The organism is Oenococcus sp., from assembly GCF_047725585.1.
Classification (GTDB): domain Bacteria; phylum Bacillota; class Bacilli; order Lactobacillales; family Lactobacillaceae; genus Oenococcus; species Oenococcus kitaharae_A.
In genome coordinates, this window is sequence record NZ_JBDNNF010000003.1 from 193,335 (window position 1) to 213,309 (window position 19,975).

Annotated in this window: 20 protein-coding genes; 7 read left to right on the forward strand and 13 right to left on the reverse strand. The window is 41.0% G+C overall.

Annotated features, from left to right (window positions below; genetic code table 11):
• Positions 1-109: 109 nt before the first annotated feature.
• Positions 110-1,735, reverse strand: a complete 1,626-nt coding sequence (locus tag ABF487_RS05475) for an ATP-binding cassette domain-containing protein (RefSeq protein ID WP_415634738.1) — start codon at positions 1,733-1,735, stop codon at positions 110-112.
• A gap of 298 nt (positions 1,736-2,033) precedes the next feature.
• Between ABF487_RS05475 and ABF487_RS05480 the strand changes: the two genes are divergently transcribed.
• Complete coding sequence (locus ABF487_RS05480) at positions 2,034-3,632, forward strand: ABC transporter ATP-binding protein (protein WP_415634739.1); 1,599 nt, start codon at positions 2,034-2,036, stop codon at positions 3,630-3,632.
• Positions 3,633-3,707: 75 nt separating this feature from the next.
• Positions 3,708-4,355 (forward strand): NADPH-dependent F420 reductase, encoded by a 648-nt coding sequence (locus tag ABF487_RS05485; RefSeq protein WP_415634740.1) that lies wholly within the window; start codon positions 3,708-3,710, stop codon positions 4,353-4,355.
• A gap of 44 nt (positions 4,356-4,399) precedes the next feature.
• Here ABF487_RS05485 and ABF487_RS05490 read toward each other — a convergent pair whose 3' ends face one another.
• Both ABF487_RS05490 and ABF487_RS05495 read right to left on the reverse strand, forming a co-directional pair.
• Positions 4,400-5,224 (reverse strand): oxidoreductase, encoded by an 825-nt coding sequence (locus ABF487_RS05490; RefSeq protein WP_415634741.1) that lies wholly within the window; start codon positions 5,222-5,224, stop codon positions 4,400-4,402.
• 168 nt (positions 5,225-5,392) lie between these two features.
• Positions 5,393-6,616: an NADH-dependent oxidoreductase gene (locus ABF487_RS05495; protein ID WP_415634742.1), complete on the reverse strand. Its 1,224-nt coding sequence runs from the start codon at positions 6,614-6,616 to the stop codon at positions 5,393-5,395.
• Positions 6,617-6,918: 302 nt separating this feature from the next.
• On the opposite strand from ABF487_RS05495, the gene ABF487_RS05500 reads away from it, so the two are divergent.
• On the forward strand, positions 6,919-7,836 hold the full coding sequence (locus ABF487_RS05500) for an aldo/keto reductase (protein ID WP_415634743.1): 918 nt from the start codon (positions 6,919-6,921) through the stop codon (positions 7,834-7,836).
• Between the two features lie 121 nt (positions 7,837-7,957).
• Here the strand turns inward: ABF487_RS05500 and ABF487_RS05505 are convergent, their stop codons facing one another.
• From ABF487_RS05505 to ABF487_RS05530, 6 genes are all read right to left on the reverse strand, one after another.
• Positions 7,958-8,227, reverse strand: a complete 270-nt coding sequence (locus tag ABF487_RS05505) for a hypothetical protein (protein ID WP_415632545.1) — start codon at positions 8,225-8,227, stop codon at positions 7,958-7,960.
• A gap of 125 nt (positions 8,228-8,352) precedes the next feature.
• Positions 8,353-9,114 carry an SDR family oxidoreductase gene (locus tag ABF487_RS05510; protein ID WP_415632544.1) on the reverse strand — a complete coding sequence of 254 codons (762 nt, stop codon included), beginning with the start codon at positions 9,112-9,114 and terminating at the stop codon, positions 8,353-8,355.
• 123 nt (positions 9,115-9,237) lie between these two features.
• Positions 9,238-10,917, reverse strand: coding sequence for an ABC transporter transmembrane domain-containing protein (locus ABF487_RS05515; RefSeq protein ID WP_415634744.1), 1,680 nt, complete (start codon positions 10,915-10,917; stop codon positions 9,238-9,240).
• A gap of 137 nt (positions 10,918-11,054) precedes the next feature.
• A complete protein-coding gene (locus tag ABF487_RS05520) occupies positions 11,055-11,645 on the reverse strand; it encodes an ABC transporter ATP-binding protein (protein WP_415634745.1) in 591 nt (196 codons plus the stop codon).
• Complete coding sequence (locus ABF487_RS05525) at positions 11,638-13,128, reverse strand: hypothetical protein (RefSeq protein ID WP_415634746.1); 1,491 nt, start codon at positions 13,126-13,128, stop codon at positions 11,638-11,640. The genes ABF487_RS05520 and ABF487_RS05525 overlap by 8 nt, the downstream gene beginning before the upstream one ends.
• A gap of 3 nt (positions 13,129-13,131) precedes the next feature.
• Positions 13,132-13,674: a stage II sporulation protein M gene (locus ABF487_RS05530; protein WP_415634747.1), complete on the reverse strand. Its 543-nt coding sequence runs from the start codon at positions 13,672-13,674 to the stop codon at positions 13,132-13,134.
• A 469-nt stretch (positions 13,675-14,143) separates the two neighbouring features.
• On the opposite strand from ABF487_RS05530, the gene ABF487_RS05535 reads away from it, so the two are divergent.
• Complete coding sequence (locus tag ABF487_RS05535) at positions 14,144-14,761, forward strand: sugar O-acetyltransferase (RefSeq protein ID WP_415634748.1); 618 nt, start codon at positions 14,144-14,146, stop codon at positions 14,759-14,761.
• A gap of 96 nt (positions 14,762-14,857) precedes the next feature.
• Here the strand turns inward: ABF487_RS05535 and ABF487_RS05540 are convergent, their stop codons facing one another.
• A complete protein-coding gene (locus ABF487_RS05540) occupies positions 14,858-15,229 on the reverse strand; it encodes a hypothetical protein (RefSeq protein WP_007745336.1) in 372 nt (123 codons plus the stop codon).
• Positions 15,216-15,506, reverse strand: coding sequence for a hypothetical protein (locus tag ABF487_RS05545; protein WP_415634749.1), 291 nt, complete (start codon positions 15,504-15,506; stop codon positions 15,216-15,218). Before ABF487_RS05545 ends, ABF487_RS05540 begins: the two co-directional genes overlap by 14 nt.
• Positions 15,507-15,556: 50 nt before the next feature.
• Between ABF487_RS05545 and ABF487_RS05550 the strand changes: the two genes are divergently transcribed.
• Positions 15,557-16,084 (forward strand): TetR/AcrR family transcriptional regulator, encoded by a 528-nt coding sequence (locus tag ABF487_RS05550; RefSeq protein WP_415634750.1) that lies wholly within the window; start codon positions 15,557-15,559, stop codon positions 16,082-16,084.
• A gap of 158 nt (positions 16,085-16,242) precedes the next feature.
• Here ABF487_RS05550 and ABF487_RS05555 read toward each other — a convergent pair whose 3' ends face one another.
• A complete protein-coding gene (locus ABF487_RS05555) occupies positions 16,243-17,628 on the reverse strand; it encodes a glycoside hydrolase family 32 protein (RefSeq protein WP_415634751.1) in 1,386 nt (461 codons plus the stop codon).
• Positions 17,629-17,680: 52 nt separating this feature from the next.
• Positions 17,681-18,580: a proline iminopeptidase-family hydrolase gene (locus tag ABF487_RS05560; RefSeq protein WP_415634752.1), complete on the reverse strand. Its 900-nt coding sequence runs from the start codon at positions 18,578-18,580 to the stop codon at positions 17,681-17,683.
• A 92-nt stretch (positions 18,581-18,672) separates the two neighbouring features.
• Between ABF487_RS05560 and ABF487_RS05565 the strand changes: the two genes are divergently transcribed.
• A complete protein-coding gene (locus ABF487_RS05565; RefSeq protein ID WP_415634753.1) occupies positions 18,673-19,254 on the forward strand; it encodes a 2'-5' RNA ligase family protein in 582 nt (193 codons plus the stop codon).
• A 25-nt stretch (positions 19,255-19,279) separates the two neighbouring features.
• A complete protein-coding gene (locus ABF487_RS05570; RefSeq protein WP_415632528.1) occupies positions 19,280-19,864 on the forward strand; it encodes a histidine phosphatase family protein in 585 nt (194 codons plus the stop codon).
• Positions 19,865-19,975 lie beyond the last annotated feature (111 nt).

Below are 19,975 nucleotides of genomic sequence, written 5' to 3' on the forward strand. Positions count from 1 at the left end.
CTATAATAGTAAATCCACTGTTGATTAGCAGTGGATTTTTTGTGGCACCGATCTATTGAAAGAGCTGATTTCCCCAAAAGAAAAGACCCGCTACTTGCGGGCCTCCTCATTAATTTGTCTTCAGACAAACATGATGATCTTGAAGAGTATAAACATGGTCAAAACGCTTAGATGTTTCCGCTCTCAAGTGGTGTGTCACCATTAATAACGTGATTCTAGGGTTACTAATCAAGCTGTCTTCAATTTTGTCAGCCGATATTCGATCCAAGGCCGAAGTACCTTCATCAACGAGAAAAATGGATCGGCCGGAAACCAGGCCGCGAGCTAAAACAATCCGTTGTTTCTGCCCACCTGAGAGGTCAGCGCCATCATGAGATAATTGTGTGTCTAAACCATCGGGCAGCTGGTCAATCAAAGGCTGCAGGCCGGCCTCTTCAACGGCATGCTTTAAAAGATCATCCCCGATTGCTTGACCCATCGTGATATTATTGGCCAAGCTGTCATTAAAAATATAAGGATCCTGATCCAGATAATAAATTTGTTCACGAATCGACGCTGAGCTTAGATTCTGATAATTATCGTGATCAAATAATAGACTGCCTTGATAATTCGTCAGCTTTGTGTTCAGCAAATTCAGCAGCGTTGATTTACCAGCACCGCTGGGTCCGATGAGCGCATATTTATGACCTTTTTCTAAAACAAGATTAGCCTGCTTGAGAATGGGCTGATTTTTATAAGAAAAACTAACATCTTTTAATTGGATGCTTTGCTGCAAGGCGGCGGCCGGCCTACTAGACTGCTGTTGCTGGATAGGCAGCTGTCTGAATTTGTCAAAGATCGGCCTGGTTGCTTTCATGGCAATCAATGTTTGGCTATTGCCAGTAATGCCGGAAAACACGCTGCCAGCAAAATTTTCCGTGGCGACAATTGAACCAATTGGGATTAATTTCAAAAAGACCAAAATGCCCGTTTGAATCACAACAATCAGCTGACTGGCCACACTAATGCCGTTCACCGAAGCCGACATCGTGCCGTAGATTTTTGCATAGTGATTATTTTTTTCGGCTAAATGATCAGAAGCTGTCAAGACCTTGGCAACAATTCTGCGCGTGAGGTTCATCATATATAAAGGATTAAAGCCTTCTAATGTGTCGGTTAGCTGGTCAGTTAATTTTTCTGATCCTTGTGTCATTTCTAAAGAAGTCCGGTCCAGTCTCTTTTTGAAAACATTGGGCGCCAGCAAAGTCGCCACCGACAGCATTGCCACAGTCACAATAAAAGAGTAGTGATAAAAGAGCAGGGCTGCCGCACCAAAAACAATATTAGCCGTGTTATCAACAAGATCGTAAAAATTATTAAAACCATTTTGATTAATCGTATTGATATCATTGGTCATCCAAGAGGTGTAAACAGCGTCGTTTCTAGCATGATAATCTTGATAACTGCTTTGCGAAATGCGTTTGGCAATATTTCGACGAATGGCCGTATCCATGCGCTGGATAATTTTAGAAGAATAGTAATCCTGAATGTAGAGGCTGAAACAGTAAAAAGTATAAGCGTCTATTTCCAACAGCATCCAGATCAGAAAAGATTGCAAATGCAGATGAACTAAGGCTGTTAAAGCGTTAGCCGAAGCTAGGCCTGCCAGCATCAAGACAAAGTCTCGGAGAATCAGAAACGCAGACAAAAAACCGTTCTGTTTGGAGAACTCACGTAAATACTGAGTTAAATTCATGAGTGTTACCCACCTTATTGTTATTTAATTTAGAAAATAGTTTTCTTAAAGAAATAACAAACTTGCTGGTGTGTGAACCAAAAACTTGAACATATGCCGTCCTTTGCCAATACCGTTTGGGCTATTTTCTCATAAGCAACAGCGATTTTCAATCCGATCAATTGAAGTAGTACTGTAATTTGAAATTACTCGCTTCAATCATCTACGCTTGTGTTAATATTATGAACAATTATCCCGGTATATATATATATATATATCATAATGCTAAATAATTAAAAGAAATGTGAGGAATGACATCATGAGAAAATATTTAAAAGAACAATGGGTCGGCACGCTGTTTTGTGTATTCCTAATTGCCTTGATGTCCGGCAGCAAAGTAGCAGCTGCCTTAATCAATACCTATCTATTAAACAGCTTGATCAGTTTCCAACGAAACCGATTTCTGCTGTTGGCAGGCCTGGCGATCTTGACCTGGGTGATTTTCGCTTTTTTGATCTATATCGTGTATGGTCTGCGGGCAAGACTGGTACAAAAGATGAGCCTGTCTTTGCGGCATGATATCAGCCAGCAAATTTCTGGTCTGCCATACAGCCGTTTTCATGCCAAAAATTCAGACGATTACTCATCTTGGCTGATGAACGACGTGACAATGATCGAAAACGGCGGTTTTAGTGTTTTCTTCGATATTATTTCTGTTTCTCTGGATGCCATCTTCTCAATCATCGCCCTGCTGTCTTTTCACTGGTCACTGGTGGTCTTAACGCTGTTGTTATCAGCTGTCACTATTTTTGCCCCACAATTGATGCAGAAAAAATTGAAGAAAGTCAGTGTCGAGACCTCACAGGCCAATGAAAACTTTGCCGCTTCTGTCAATGATATGCTGCATGGTTTTGACACATTGTTTGCTTATAATCTGACACAACGAATTATCAATCACGTCGATAAAAGCGGCCGGTTGCTGCAGACCAAAAAAGTTCAACTGGGACGTACACAAGCAGCTGCCACGTCAATTGGTGTCTTGGCAAACGCCGGTAGTCAACTGATTACAATTGCCTGGACTGGTGCCTTAGCACTAGCACGTCTGACGCCGATCGGATCAATTCTATCAACCGGCGCCTTGGCCTCAAACGTCTTTAACGGCTTAGCTAACTTAGGTCCAACGCTGACTTCTGTCAAATCCCTGAATCCCTTGTTTGCTAAATATCATCTGGGTGTCGATACCAGCCTCAATACCAGCAATCAAAGCACTAAGCCTCTAGCAGACGCCACTATCAATCTGACAAATCTGAGCTACCGCTATCAGGATAAAATAGCTTTGAAGCCGGTTTCGATCAAGCTTCCTTTGAATAGCAAAGTCATTATTACAGGTGAATCTGGCGCTGGTAAATCGACTCTGCTGAATATTCTAGCTGGTAAACTGCTGAATTATAGTGGTAGTGTCAAAATTGCCGGTCAAGAATTAAAGGATCTTTCCTCAAAACAGCTGCGCAAAACAATTACTTATGTTGATCAGATTCCCTATATTTTCAACGGCACCATCCGTGATAACTTGACCCTTGGCGAAAAATTCTCTGATGATGCCATTTTCCAGGCACTCAAACGCAGCGACCTATTTGACTTCGTTATGGCTCAAAAACAAGGCTTGGATAGTTCAGTCGGCGAAAAAGGTCAGCTCTTCTCTGGTGGCCAGCGACAGCGTTTAGCGCTGGCCCGGGGTTTATTACGGAATCCACAAATTCTGCTAGTCGATGAAGGCACCAACAGTTTGAAAAACGAAAGTGCTATTCAAGTAGAAAAGCAATTCTTAAGCTTGCAGGATATGACTGTGATTTTTGTTACTCATCAATTACATGAAGAAATTCGGCCAGAAATTGATCAATTAATTACTTTGGCTTAGTTTTTCACAAATGGCCCACCACACTTTTTTATAGATCACCAGCGATGATCTATTATAGGTGCGAGTATAATTGGCATGGGGACAGATTCGATTGGAGAAACACATATGAAAATCGCATTCATCGGTAGTGGACATGTCGGGCAGGCTCTAGCTAAATTAGCCATTAAAGCCGGCCATGAAGTGACTTTAACTAATCGCCACGGTGCTGACAGCTTAAAAGAAATTGTCGCCGGACTTGGTCCTCAAGCCAAAGCAGCTGATTTAGCTGATATTGCAGACGGCCAGGACTTAATTGTGCTGGCTGTGCCCTTTAACCAAATCAAAAATATTGATAGCAATCTGCTAAAAGGCAAAAAAGTCATCGATGCCAGCAATTATTTTCCGCAACGAGATGGGCAAAACACAGACTTACTCACACATAAAATTGCCAGCTCGCAATTGGTCGCCAATCACTTTCATAGTAGCGAGGTTGCAAAAGCATTCAATACTTTCGGCGTCGCAAATTTAGGCAGCCTAGCCAAAGCGGCCGGTACACCCGATAGAATTGTCATGACTGTCGCAGGCGATGGCGAAGTTAAAAAAATCGCTACTGACTTGATTTCAGAAATTGGTTTTCAGCCTTACGATGCAGGATCCTTATCTGAGAGCTTTAAAGTCCAAGCCGATGGGCCAATCTTTGGTTTTCAGGGAACTTTGGATGAAATTACAAAAAAACTTGCCTGATTGGCATAATAAAAAGGTTGTCAGTAGGCAGCCTTTTTTATTATCTAAAAATCAGTTTCTTTGCTTTTGTCTTCCCAAGCTTTCAAGCCATTAATGTCAGCCTGCAACTCATGGTTGACCACCTTAATCGCATCACTGCCTAACAGCAGCATGTCAGGTGTGTGATCAGATTGCACGGCTTCAACAAGTAAGTCACCGGCTTTCTTTGGATCACCCGGTTGTGTGCCGCTGCTATGGTCATTGTCTTTGCGGCGCAGGCCAGCAGTCTGGGCGTAATCATCAATCACAGCAGCCGACTCTTTAATCGAACGGCCGGCAAAATCAGTCCGAAAGGCACCTGGCTCGACAACCATAACCTTAATACCCAAAGGTGATACCTCTCGGCGCAAACTCTTAGACATAGCTTCCAAAGCATTTTTAGTCGCCGCATAATAGCCCGATCCCGCTAAGGAGTTCTTGGCCGCAATCGAAGAAATATTGACAATAGCACCTTGTTTTTTGGAACGCATATCAGGCAAAACAGCCTTGATCAGCCGTACGGGACCAAAGAAATTCGTTTCAAACAGCTCATCCACGTCGGCTGTGCCGCCTTCCTCAACGGCAGCTCGATAACCGTGTCCGGCATTATTAACCAAAACATCAATCGCACCGAAACGATCTTTGGAAGCAGCAACTGCCGACTTAATCTGTTCGGGGTCCGTCACGTCTAATGCTAATGCAATCGCGTGGTCAGGGTATTGATTGACAATTTCTTGAATTTTTTCCGTGTGGCGGGCAGTGACCGTCACATTATTGCCAGCTTTCAAAGCACTTAAAGCCAGATTATAGCCCAGGCCGCTTGAACAGCCTGTAATCAACCAGTTTGACATATTTGTTTACCTCTATATTTGGAATCTTCATTTGAGTCTTCACTGCTCAACATTAAAGATATGATCAGTTTAAACCCGCTGGCGGGCAAAATCAAAAAGCGCTTTCTTAAAAGCGCTTTTTAAATAACTGATCAGCCAGCTCTAATCGAAGATGTCACTGTTGAAACGTTATTTTTTGTCTTGCAAATCCTTTAAATTATAAGACGAACTGGTACCGTTTTTCAGAATATCTTCATTGAGGCTACCAGTCTCATGCAAAGCATAGATAGACTCACGGCCTGGCAAATGCGGTTCCATCCGCGGGTCAGAGAATAGATTAATTAATCCTGGAGTCAGGTGCGATTTTTTGACCTGTTCAGGCGAAATGTGATCAACAATCTCATTCCCACGGCCCTCTTTGATTTTTAAAGCAATTTGAGGATCCAATAAAGTAGCACGTGCCATTGCGACTAAATCCGACAATTGCATCGCAGATTGCATATCTTTTTCAGATAAAACGTTGCCAACAATGATTTCTTTGGCCTGCCTGCCAATCGCTGGTTGAAACAACTCAGCAAAAGTTTTCGTAGAATCCTTGGGCTTATCATTATATTGCGGCAGCGAGATATGAATATAATCCAAATCGTAGTTACCCGTAATCGCTTGAATCAATTGCGTCGACTCATGCCAGCTATAACCCACAATGCTATGAATTTCTTCCGGGCTAATGCGGTAGCCGACAATGAAATCCTTAGGAGCGAATTCTTTAACTACACGCATGACTTCCTTGACAATCTCAAGTGGAAAACGCATACGTTTTTCTAGACTCCCTCCCCAATCATCATTACGTTTGTTGGAAAAAATTGAGAAAAACTGTTGAATCAAGTAATGATTGGCACCATGAATTTCTACGCCATCAAAACCGCAATCAATTGCGCGCTTGGTCGCGGATCCAAAATCTTTGATGACCTGCCGCACTTCGCCGTCCGTTAATTCGTGCAACGGATAATCAATCCACGGAAAATCCATTGCCGTAGGCACCTCAGCTACTCGACCCATGGCTTGAGCATAGTTCGCTTCTCGACCAGCATGTGCTAACTGCAAAATAGCTTTATTACCATTTTTCTTCAATGCAGCGGCTACTTTTATCATTCCTGGAATAAATTTATCATCGTAAATCGCCAGTTGAGATCGATCATCTGCCCAAGTCCTTGACGGCCCACCATTTACACTGACATTCGTATATTCGACAATGACCATACCTGCAGACTGCGAACGCGCACCATAATAGTCTAATGTATCTTGTGAAACCATCTCTCGATTGCCAGAATTACTCAGCATGGGTGACTGTACAAGACGAGTATTAACCCTGGCACCATGACGAAAAGTGACTGTATCGGTAAGCGATTTCATTTAAGTTTCCTCCATAAAGACAACTTGTTAATCTTATCACATACTATCTTAATCCGAAGGCACGCTTTTGTCAATCAGCTGTCTTCTTTGATAATTGTCAGTCAATGGTTCCCAATTATTCAAGAGACACTAGCTTATTGGTGAAATTTACTAACTTTAGGTTAGAATTGTCTTAGATGTTACCTTCACTTCCTGAAGAAGTCGTGAAATTCACATTAAGTAACGTCTTTGCTTACACACTGGTAAAGAGCTGAAGACATGAATCAATCAGGCAAAAGCTCGGAACTTTAGAGGAGGAAAGAATGATTGCAAAAATAAAAATTGGTCACAGCGATGTGACATCAACTAAATTAGGCCTTGGCACCAATAAAGTCGGTGGCCATAATTTATTTCCAGGCCTCAATGACGACGATGGTTACGACTTGGTCCAAGAAGCTTTATCGGATGGTATCTCATTGCTGGATACAGCCTATGTCTATGGCTTAGGTAAATCTGAAGAAATTATCGGCGATGTTTTGCAGAAAAACGACCGTCAAAAAGTCATTATTGCTAGTAAAGCAGCTCAAGACCCAAAAGATAATCTGAAACTAAATAACAAACCAGCCTTTTTAAAACAGTCTGTTGATGATGCGTTAAAACGTTTGAAGACGGATTATATTGATATTTTTTACATCCATTTCCCAGATGCGCAGACAGATAAAGCCGAAGCTGTTGCGGCTTTGGCAGACGAGAAAAAAGCTGGCAAGATCCGTGCGGTTGGCGTTTCCAATTTTTCTCTTGACCAGGTCAAAGAAGCTAATGCCGATGGCCAAGTAGATATCGTTGAAGATAACTACAGCCTGCTGCATCGTGGTGCTGAAAAAGAACTACTGCCATACCTGAAGGCTAACGGTATTTCCTTTGTTCCTTATTTCCCTTTGGCTTCAGGCTTGCTGACAGGCAAATATACAGCTGCCGATGCCAGCAAATTTGATCAGTTTTCTGCCGAACAATTTGACCGAATCATCAAGGCTTTAGATCAAGTTCGTCAAATTGCCGATAAAAAACAGGCAACTGTCGCACAAGTCATGATCGCTTGGTACATGGCCGATCCCGATGTCAGCGTCGTGATCCCCGGTGCCCGTAAAGCTGAACAAGTCAAAAGCAACGCTGCTGCTTTATCAATTGATATCAGCGATAATGAATTCAAGACAATCGATCAGCTGTTTGCCGGATTCTAAAAAGATAGCATATGAAAAACCGTCCATAATTAGTGGACGGTTTTATTTTTTGGACTTCTCTAAGACAAATGTGCTCGCTATGCACAATAAGTAGTGAACACATTCATCTTTTTAAATATCTTTAACGCTTTAATTTATCAGTTTTCAGATAAAAGAATCCTAGCAGAATCAAGATGACAGGCCACACGAAGGCAACTTGGCCTTGTGGCAAAAAGCTAAAGTACCTATGCAGGACGAGAGCTAAAGATAGTAATACGCCAATGACAAGAAGCGAGTAGCTGCGGTAAGACCGCAATTTTTGCATTAACGGGGAATTTTGTGTCCTATTACTGATATAGATAGCCAAGGCAAGTATTAAAATAAAAACGATGTTAAAAGAATCATCCGTCATGATTGGTCTCCTTCAATAATAAAGACATGATTTTTTTATCATACACTTTCTTGGTTCAATACATCCATAAAATAAAAACCGTCCACTAATTATGGGCGGTTTTTCTATATATTTATGAAACAGTATTATTGAGCCGTGTAGCCACCATCGACTGTAAATTCAGAACCGGTCGCAAACTTAGCTTCTTTAGAGCCAAGATAGACAGCCAACCAGCCGATATCGTTAGGCTCGCCAATATGTCCCATCGGTGTCTTGGTGCGCTGGCTCATGCTCTCTTCAAAACCAGGCATCTCCTCAACCAATGGTGTCTTGATATACCCTGGGTGAATGGTATTCACACGAAGATTGTAATCATGCTGGGCACAATACAAAGCGGCTGATTTACTCATGATCCGCAAAGCGCCCTTCGTTGCGTTATAGGCAAACAGATCAGGATCACCAATCAAACCTTCGATACTAGAAAGGTTAATTATTGATGCATCCCCGCTCTTAGGATTTTTCATGTTAATCACACCATAGTGAGTACCAAAGTAAACGCCGTCCAAATTAACAGCCATTGTTTGACGCCACTGTGCGTAATCAGTACTCTCAACGTTTCCGGGAACGCCAATGCCGGCATTGTTGACTAAGATATCAACCTCACCAAATTCAGCAATTGTGTCCGCAAATAATTTCTTCCAGCCTTCTTCATCAGAAGCATCATGAACAACAAACTTAGCGTTAGCTGGATTGCCAAGTGTTTTCAAAGCTGCCTGACCAACTTTTTCACGCCGGCCGGTGAAAACAACTTTAGCACCTTCCTTTAAATACAAATCAACAATCGACAAGCCGATGCCCAGCGTTCCGCCGGTAACAATCGCAACTTTGCCCTTTAAACGATCCGTCATATCGAATACCTCCATATCCACCAAACATTTTACTCGGACTTTGTTACAAAGTAAACAATATAACAGACAAAATTGTGAATTTTTTAATTTTAATTCGTATGGTACTTGATGGGTACGGACACTTTATGGCTTTAACAAATTGAGCCGCATCAAAGATGCTTGAATCGTCGGATCCTGTAGTTGTCCACTGGCAGCGATTTTGCCATCGGCCATGACCAAAATCTGATCAGCAAAGGCAAATAAGGCCTCATTATAATGATGCGTAATGACAGTCCAACCCGAATCCAGCTGCATGAGCATCTCTTCAATCGCCTGTGCCGTATGCGGGTCCAATCCGCTAGCGGGTTCGTCAAAAAGTAAATAATCAAAGTGATCCAGCAGAGTTCTGGCAATGAATAAACGTTTAGCTTCACCACCGGATAATTCGTGTCCAGAACTAGATAACTGTTTAGCGAAGGCTTCGTCATTGGCATAATTGCTTAATTGAGCTTGCGTTAGGGCTGATTGAAGCTGACTCTTTGAAAATTTTTGTCTGAACAGACTGAGATTATCTTGAAAACTGGCCGAGAAAATTGCACCGCTTTGTTCAGCGATACCCAAACGAGCACGCAGACTTGCCAGATCAATATTTTTTTGATCATGGCCATTAATCAGAATTTTACCTGTATAGCCGTTTTTATCCAGCAAAGGCAGATTCATAAAGCTTGTCTTACCGGAACCCGTCTTGCCAACAATCAAGTAATGCTTGTCAGTCTCAAATTTAAAATTAACGTGACGAAGAATTGTCTGATCCTTCTTTGTGTAAACAATATCTTGATAGGCGATCGACTTTAATTTATTGATTGTTTGACCGACTGGAATTTTTTGCTGCAAGGCTAAATTAGCTTGAATCTTTTTGGCTGCTTCTTGGCCTCCCAAATAGTCAGCCATGAGTCCCGATGCCGACTGCAGCGGTTCAGCGATAAAAATCATCAATTGCGAAAAAGCAACTAACTGACCCAATGAGATTGATTTGTTCATGACGAAATAAATCCCGCCAACCCAGGTACCAAGATAGAGAAAATTATCAAGTAGTTGCGATAAACTGCCAATTAGCTTGCGATTTTTCTGATCTTTATTTTGTTTGACCAGCCAATCCTGATTCTGCCGGTCAAAGAGACGACGCATAATTTTATTGACGTTAAAAAGCTGAATCGTTCTTAAACCATCTAAGATATTCCGTAAAATCTGTGTATATTTTTCCGAAGAAGCGAGGACATCTTTTTTCGAAGCTTTCAACAATTTTTGATTTAAAAGCGGAATCAATAAGCCAGGCAAGCATAACACCAGGACGACCAAGCAGAGCATTGGCTGGATAAAAAGTGAAATGGCCATAGCAATGATAAATTGACATAGTTCTGCATAGATAGACACAGCTGCACGTAAATAATCGTCTTGCAGCACAGCCATATTATTAGTTAACTGATTGAAAGAGCTGGATTCATTATCATCGTGGCTTAAAGCCAGTGCTTGCTGCTCAGATAAATATTTGCGCATAAGACTAGCTCTGACAGCAGCAGCGGTCAAATTCAGCCATTTCTCCCTGAAATAAGAACTAAAAAAATAAAAGAGTGCATCGACAACGATATAAGCCAATACCAGCAGAACCAATAAACCATAAGTGATATGTGCCCTGCCGTTAGCAGCATCTGTCAATAATTGCAGAATCGAGGCAACAGATATTTCTACAAAAGAGGCAATTGGAATTAAAAATAGTAATAACAGTGAATATTTCTTTGAAAAAGATAAAAACTTCCCTAACATTTGAGTCTCCTGACACAATCACATCAGATCAGTCAAAGATCCAAGGCTTTTTGTGTATTTTAACACATTATGTTAAAACCATATTTTCTCAATGAATCTAATTAAATATAATATCCAAATTTTAATATTTTTTGTTGCTAAAAAGATATTGTTTTGTATTGTAAACATCCCAGTTTTTCATCAGCATGAGTCACGAATAACAAGGTATTGCCTTCCTCCACAAAAGCATTCAAGTAGCCGCAAATTACTTGCATACCAGCTGAATCAATACCGGAGAAGAATTCATCTAAAATCAAAATTCTTGGTTTTTGAGCCAAGGCCAAAATAAATGATAGTTTCTTTTGCGTTCCCAGAGATAGATCCGCAGTCACAGTATCTCGGTATGTCGGCATATGCAATTGTTCAACCAATTGAGCCAAAAAAGCCTCAGGACATTTCAGCTGTTTGACGGATTTCAAAAAAGTCAGGTGGTCATTAAAAGATAGATGGGGATCAAGCCTGTTCTTGTCACTCAAAAAAACATTATCCTCAGCGTGGCTTTGTACCCTCACCGACCCACTATCAGGACGTAAATCTGCATGAATCAATTTTAATAAAGTGGTTTTCCCGATGCCGTTGGGACCGGCGATACGATAAGCTTGACCATAATCAAAATTCAAGTCCAAATTTTCAATGACCGCCGCGTCCTCGTAGGCAAAAGATATGTTTTCAATACAGATATTAGGCATATAGAATACTTTTCCTTTCTCGGCTTTGCCGGATGCTGATGGCGATCATAAAACTGATAGTTGCTGCATTGATAACAATAAATAGGACCGATAGACCAGAATAAATCGGAAAAGAGACATCATAGTAAACAAAAGCAAGGATCGGCAGTGATGACACAGGCAGCCAGACAATCCACATAATGGCTTCAATCATGTTGCGAACAGCTAAGACCGTTTTCTTTCGTTGAATATCAAAAGCGCTGTGGATGCCCACAGAGCGGCCAGTTAGCCCAGCTAATTGGAGAACCATCGTCAATAAAAGCAGCAGCGAAGAGGTCAATAATATTAGTGGGATAGCGATAGACACCCAACCGTTCCAAGCGGCCAGACATAATGCAAGCAGATAAAGTGGCGCTAAACGAAGGACTAAATAGAGCGAGATCGCAACCAGCATATTTCGAATCAGTAAGGCATAATTTTTTCGCCAAATGAAGAAATCCAAATGGCATTTAATTTCAAAAAATTCCGGGAAACGCTGCAGGATACTAGGCATTAAGAAAACAGCCGGATATACCAGCAGCATAAAAGCAATTCCTAGAGCAACTTTTACTTCAGTCATCTGGCCAAGTATGGACAACCCAAATCCTGACAATAAATAGAAAATAGGTGTTGCAACTATGAACACATCTGACAGAGACTTTTTCGCGATGCTGCTTTTAAAATCTTTCATATAAGAGAAATGCTGAACAGGTTTAAGCAAACAAGCTGGTAGAAACAAGACCAGACAAGACGATCCCAGCAACAACCCACTATGCCAATCTAAAGCAAAGGCATCCAAATGAAAGTGTATAGTTCCAATAGATTTTTTTATGAGCAATTCAGACAACGCTTCCTCAATGAAATCTTTTATCGGAATGGCTATGAGAAAAGCTGTGGCAAAAGATAGTGGATTCAGCCATAGTAGTGGACGACGTTTTGATTCAATACGTTGCAGAAAAATAGATAAGGCTGCAGTTACAGTGATAATCGACATGGCAATCGCAGTTAGGCGAATCATGAATCCGCTAGTCAAGAACAAAACTAAACTTGTTGTGACAATTGGTATTCGAATAATCTTAAAAAAGGTCTGGGCGAAAAAACCAGCAGCCACTCGCCAACGATAAGAACTATCACGGGCAAGCATAGCAAGTAATGGCTGCTTTTTAGTGGCAGCCGCTACTGATCGAATATCCGGCACAAAGACAACAAAATTGACCAGCATAACGAAGAAAACAGCAATCATCGGTTCAGTTAAAACAGATTTTAGCAAAGGATATTGTTGGACGATCCATCGAAGTAATGACGGAAATAGCCTCAGCGAAGCCCATGCAGAAAAAAAGAGGCCAACGACGGAAACCGTATATGCAAACAAGCAGCACAATAAAAGTTTTCTCGCAGTCATCTTTTTAACGAAGGGAAGATTCGCATAAGCTGCTCGTAAAGAACTCACAAAAGCGATGGTCATCAGTTATCTCCAAAATAGCGGGGTCACGCAAGTTTCTAGAATAGCTGCTAAAGCCAGCAAAACAACTATCAGCAGCATTGTATTCACTAATTGCTTTCTCTGCTGTTTTTTAGCAAGATTAATTTTTTGAAAACCAATATTAGCCGCAATAAACAAAGCCGCCAGTTCAGCCACCCCATGGATGCTCACTAACAGAATAAAGTAAAGCCAGGCACCAGTCGTATAAATATTGGCTGCCAAAATGAAAGCCAACACCGCAGCGTTCACTATCAGAGCCAGAATCGTTGGAATTTTAATCAGGAAGAATCCCGATACCAAGATTAAGGCCACGATTAAATTCTTAAATAGGATTTGAACAAAAGTAAAATCTTTAATCTGGCTTTTTAAATCAATTGGTAAATTCGTGGCAGCATGCTGGTAGTTTAAAAATAGTGTTAATAGGATCGCAGTTACCACAAAGCTAGCAGCAAAAACTGTACACACAGTCAGTAAAGGTTTCTTTTTAATTAAAAAAACTTGCGAAAACCTATTCCGGAAAACAGCCATATTGAATATTACGAAGAACGCGATGGTTTTCTAAAAAAGCAACAAAAAAACGCCGACATTATTGGGGCGTTTCTCGGATATCCAATCAATCTTTAATCTCATAAATACTGTACATGGCAGTCTGCCGACTGTTCAGATAGTATTTATTCGCAAAGTCCGAAGCTTGTTCGATACTATCGAACAATTTGATTGACGCCTCCGGACTCTGTTTCTTTTCGTTGATAAACCAGTTGTGTTTGATATCGTATATGCCAAATGTAATAAGCTTGTCCTTCTTTCTTCTATTTCCAGCTTATATCCTATCGGCCCTAATATCAAATGAATGCAAAGATTTGTTTAACCAATAAAACACACTAACAAGTTGATCACTCATTGATCGAACATTTTCATGTCATCAATCAACTTAGCTATGCTAAAATACTTGACGAAAGCGCATACATTTCAAACTCAAAAGGCAGGGAATCTTTCTATGGCTAAAAATGAAATTAAAAAAATGTTGACAAGCAAATTATATTTTGCTGGCAGTCCTGAAGCTGTGGCACTGCGTATGCGGGCCAAAAAAATGACTCATCGTTTTAATCAAATGATTGATTTAGATGTGAACCAAAAAAACGACCTGCTAAAGGAATTATTGGGTCGCATCGGAACCAATAGCTATATTGAGCCGCCCTTTAGAATTGATTATGGCCGTTATACAACGATTGGCAATCATTTTTATGCCAACTATGATTGCATTTTTATTGACGTTGCCCCTATCACAATTGGCAACGATGTCTTTTTGGGGCCGAGAGTCAGTTTGTATACGGCTGGGCATCCTATTGATGCCGCAATTCGAAACGAAGAACTCGAATATGGTAAGCCGATCACGATAGGCAACAGTGCCTGGATTGGCGGAAACACAGTTATCAATCCAGGTGTCACCATTGGCAGCAATGTCGTCATTGGATCTGGTTCTGTGGTAACAAAAAATGTGCCGGATAATGTCGTAGCGGTCGGAAACCCATGCCACGTCTTAAGAGAAATCACTCCAGAGGATCATGCATACTGGCAGCAGCAAAAAGATATATATTTGCATGATAATGATTAATCAATATTAACCTGCTTTTTTAAATCCACCCTTATGAAACAGTGGATTTTTCGTAACCCTGTTTTACAGTAAGTCGAAATCGCGGCATTGCCTGCTTTATTTTTTCAGTCCCACTGTCACTGGAATCAGGGCCAGCAGCAGAAAAATACCAATTGTCCCGATAACGATACCAAGAATCTCTTGATGGTAAACCATTGTCAAGTTCATACCAAGCCCGAAGACCATCACGCCGAGAAAGGTCAAGCAGCTAATACCGATGGTTCGTTTATTGAGATTGAGTCTTGGTTTATTAGTCATCCTGCGATAAACCAACCAAGTAATGAATAAAATAATCAGTCCGATGATGCCCAAAACAATACCAGTTTGAAATAAATGCCAGGTAGGGAGCAAAGACATCGACATACCCAAGCCTAGGAAAAGAAAGCCTAAAGTACTCAAAAGAAGTGTGATATAACTACTTTTTTTCATCTTTCAGCTTTGCCCGCCTTTCTTCGTTTGCTAATTTTAACCTTGCTTTAGCATCTGCAATGCTTTCGCCATCATGCGTTAAATACTGATCAACAAATTTATCTTCGATCTTGGTGTAAGCACCCACGACTTTATCCGTTATTTTTTCATGAGCTTCGACAACGGATTTTGCAATTTTTTGATTTGCTTGAATGAGTTTTGATTTTGCCATCATTTTAGTGTCCTTTTCTTCTTTGATACATTGAGTGTAACGTGTGTTAAAATGAAAAAAAATCATCAATATCACGACATTTGTTGGTTTAATAAAGTTTGCCGAGGATACATGATATGGCCAACGTTCAGAATAATAAAAAAAGACGGACATCCGTCTTAAAAATTGAAAAAGCGCTCGTTACTCTGCTGCAAGAACACGACTTGCATCAAATTTCTATCATCGATATCTGTCAGGAAGCGCATCTGAACCGATCCACGTTTTATGCTAATTTCCTTGATATCTACGATTTGATCGATCAGCTGCAAAGCCGTATGTTAGCCGACTTTAAGGGACTATATCAGGAAGAGAACCAGGGCCAGCATAATTCTAACGACTTTACCAAATTATTTCGCCATATCCAACAGAACCAGCCATTTTACACAACCTACTTTAAATTAAAATTAGATACCTTAGTGAACATTAGCGACTACGATATCCACCTCGCTCAAAGACTATTCGATAATCGAAACCTGGACTACCATAAGGAGTTTTTTAGAACAGGCATCACGGCCATCATCAAAAAATGGCTAGACCACAATTGCGACTTGAGCCCTGAAGAAATGTCTGACATTCTTGCGACAGAATATCAAAACAAAATTTAGATGCAGCTTGTATACTGTATCTAAATTTTGATTACCAAATATAGGATCATTTCAATCGTCTATCAGCAGTATCGGCGACTGACTTATTTTTCATCGTGTTTATCGTAAAGAGGCATGGCTTGAATCGGGTGTTAGCCAAGATGATTAAAAAATAAAAATTATAGTTTGAATTTCCGACCGATAAAACAGCTGCTGCCTTGATAAGACATTCTCTGAAGAACACTTTTGGGGTAAATGACAAAACTGGCTGCAACTTGCTGATTAATAAAAATTTCTAACGACGAGTTGTCAATCAATATATCAAGTTTTTGAATACGTACAGGATCTGCAATCGTCAGCTCTTGCTGATGGGTGAAGGTAGCCAGATGCAGATTAAGCTCATACCGCGTTAATGATTGTCGCTTGAGCCGAATCGAATCACCAGAGTCATTATCAAATATCAATTCATCGCCCGTTAGCAAACCAGAATTCGAGCTGATAATGATTTTCCCAGCAAAGGCAACAGGCTTTTTAGTCTCAATCACAAAGGATTGATTATCATAAGAAGCTGGTAGATCCAGGAAAGGTTCTTGATACAAGACGTCATTAACGATTGATAACTGCCGCGGGATGCCCATCTGGCCATTCCATGTGTGGCCTTGTTTCCCCAAAAAATCCAGCAAGCGATCATTTCTCAACCACGGAATCAGAATCCTTTTGCCATGATAAGCAAATGACTGAGGGGCATAGAAATCCGGTCCTTGATCCAATACGGATATCTTGGCTAGATCAAACGTGGCTGTTTCCCAATTAATATCACCACTGGCAAGATGAACGACATTTGGCTGCCCATCGCCGATAATGGCACTAAATACGAGCCCCCAATGCCCATCCGAGGTCTGAAATAAGTCCGGGCATTCGGCCATGATACCGAGCTCAGGGCAGGAATCTAACAAAGTACTCGTGAAGTGCCATTGGAGTAAATCTTCGGATTGAAAAAGTAAAATCTGCCCGTGTCCATCTTTAGCCGAAGCCACAACGGCATAATAGCGATCGTTATAAGCAAATAATTTTGGATCACGAAAATCAGAAGTAAGCGATCCAGTCGGCAGTTGTCGAGCATCGATAACAGGGTTACCCGCATATTTTTGAAAATGGATACCATCATCAGAATAAGCAATATTTTGAGTCTCGGTCACGGTTCCTTGGTCTACGACGTGGCCTGTATACATCAGATATAAACGACCATCTTTTTCAATGGCTGAACCCGAAAACACGCCGGATTTGTCATAATCATGATCCGGGGCTAAAGCTACCGGCAGATTTTCCCAATGCAGCAAATCATCGCTGACAGCATGTCCCCAATGCATGTCGTCCCATTGAGTCGAATAAGGATTGTACTGATAAAATAAATGGCATTTGTTTTGAAAAAATATGAGGCCATTAGGGTCGTTTATCCAGCCAACGGGGGCTGAAAAATGGTAGAGGGGTTTACGCCAGTCAGCGCGATCCAAAAGCTGTTTGCTAATAAAATTGTTTGCCTGCAATAATTTTGTTTCTGTCATTTGTCACCATTTCCTGCAACGCCCAATCCTTGTACCAAATACCTTTAACAGATCAATTCTGAATGTTAGTATCACTCTCAGTCAAAAAGTTGTTCACCTGTTCAAAAAAGAATTCTGGATTGTCGCGAATTGAGACATGGGTAGCATCCGGAATAATAGCTAGTTTGCCATGCGGCAGCTGCTCGACCATGGTTTGCGCACTCTTGATCGGAATCATATCCTGATCACCAATCAGAATTAAAGTCGGTGTGTGAATTTCAGAAACACGTTTTTCGACAGTCCAGCCGGCCATCACGCCACTGGTCTGGAAAGGATTTCTTCCCATCATTAAATCAGTTAATTGATAGTTAGTCGTGTCAACAGCATGTTTGGTCTGGCTTTGGGAAAAACGTGTGTAATAATCACGATAGAATTTCCCCATAAATTGATTGAAAAGAGCGTCGCTAAATTCGCCTTTTTTTGCTTCCAAGAAGACATACTCAGCTTCATCTTTTGTCAAAACCTTGCCAACTTCTTCTTTCATGCGATCTGTGAAATCTGCGTCACGGTCAGCCATACCGACAATAATTAATTTAGTCAAATGTTCGGGGTACTTCAAAGCATATTCCAAAGCAATCATGCCGCCCCAAGAATAACCCAGTAGTGTAAATTGCTCGTAGCCTAACTGTCGGCGAACCTGTTCTAACTCATCGACAAAATAATCAATTTTCAAAGTTCTCTCAGCGACTTTCGGATCGGAAAAATCCGGTTGATCCGAATACCAAGATCCCAGCTGATCGTAATAAGTGATCTCGGCACCAGGAATTTCCGCAGGAAAGCTTTCAAAAGACTCGTGCGTGTCACCCGGGCCGCCATGAACAGCGATCATTTTGTCGGACTGGCCAGCATTTTCCGTATGAGACCATAGATGGTAGCCGTTTGGTAAAGTTAAAATATGCGTGCCGTTTTTCATAACCTAAGCATAATAAAAAACACTTGTGATAGCGCTTTAGAAAAGGCAAGATTGACGAAATTTGCAATTTTTTTCATAACGAATCACTGATTATGAGATTATTAACCAATGTCATACATAACAAAAGAAGAAAAATCGAGAAGATGTCCATGCCATGGCGTTCCATACTGATTTTCCCTAAAATTTCCACTGCTGTTGCATTACAACGTGTCAGAGAGCATTTTGATCCCTTAGTGTCTCATATCCGCCCTCACATTTCGTTAGTCTTTCCTTTCCAATCAGAAATTTCTGATACGATACTTATCGCGAAAGTCACGCAAATAATATCTGGAACCTCAGCTTTTCCAGCGGCCTTTACCAGATTAGGTCACGATGATAATGGCTATATCTGGCTAGAAGCAGATCAAGGCAGGGATACATTTACGAAACTACACGATCAGCTGTATAGCGATCCGGTTTTTGCACCTTTCTTGCGTAGGGATATTCCTTTTCAGCCGCATATCACAATTGCCAAAGTTAATCAGGGCAATACAGATAAGATAATAGCTGGCATCAAAATCCAGGATTTGTGCTTCTCGACATTGATAAATGCAATCTCAATTGAACGAGTAGCCGCCAACAACGATTCCGATGAATTTGCAAAAATGAATTTGATCTCAGGCAAACAACACTAATCAAATAAGGAAAATCAGGAGACATATGAAAAGAATTTATTTTGTTCGCCACAGTATTCGAGATAACCGAATTAAAAATGACCGGAAAGCGCCACTCACTCAGCAAGGCAAAAAATTAGCAGATGCCTTAAGCAGTTATTTTCAAGACAAGCAGATCCAGTCTATCTATTCATCGCCATATCTTCGTGCCTTGGAGACGATCCAACCCACGGCAAAAAGCTTGCAGCTGCCGATTACACAATCCGAGATGCTCAGGGAACGCCAAAGCAGTTGGCAAACGAACTGGCAGCAACATTTGCAATCTTTATGGGCAGATTTTCAATGTCAATTTCCTAATGAAGAGAATATGGCCCAAGTCCAAAAAAGAATGGTCGCTTTTTTTGCAGAAGCGATTCGCTCAGCTGACAATAATATGATCATCTGCAGTCATGGCACGGCTCTCAGCATGTTGTTCAACCATTTAACCGCTGGGCAGTTTTCTTTTAAAGATTGGCAATCTATGAACATGCCAGAAGTCTATCTTCTTACTTTAAGCAGCAACGATAGATTCGTCACTTTGGAGAAAATCGACACAGGCTCTGGAAAAATATTGAAAACATTTTCGAAATGAAGTTATGTCAATTAAGCTGGAACTATTTTTCTCTGTGATTTGATTAGATTGCAGAGTTAATCGCTATAGTATCTGCTGTACCGGATCCAGACTATAATAATTATTTTATAA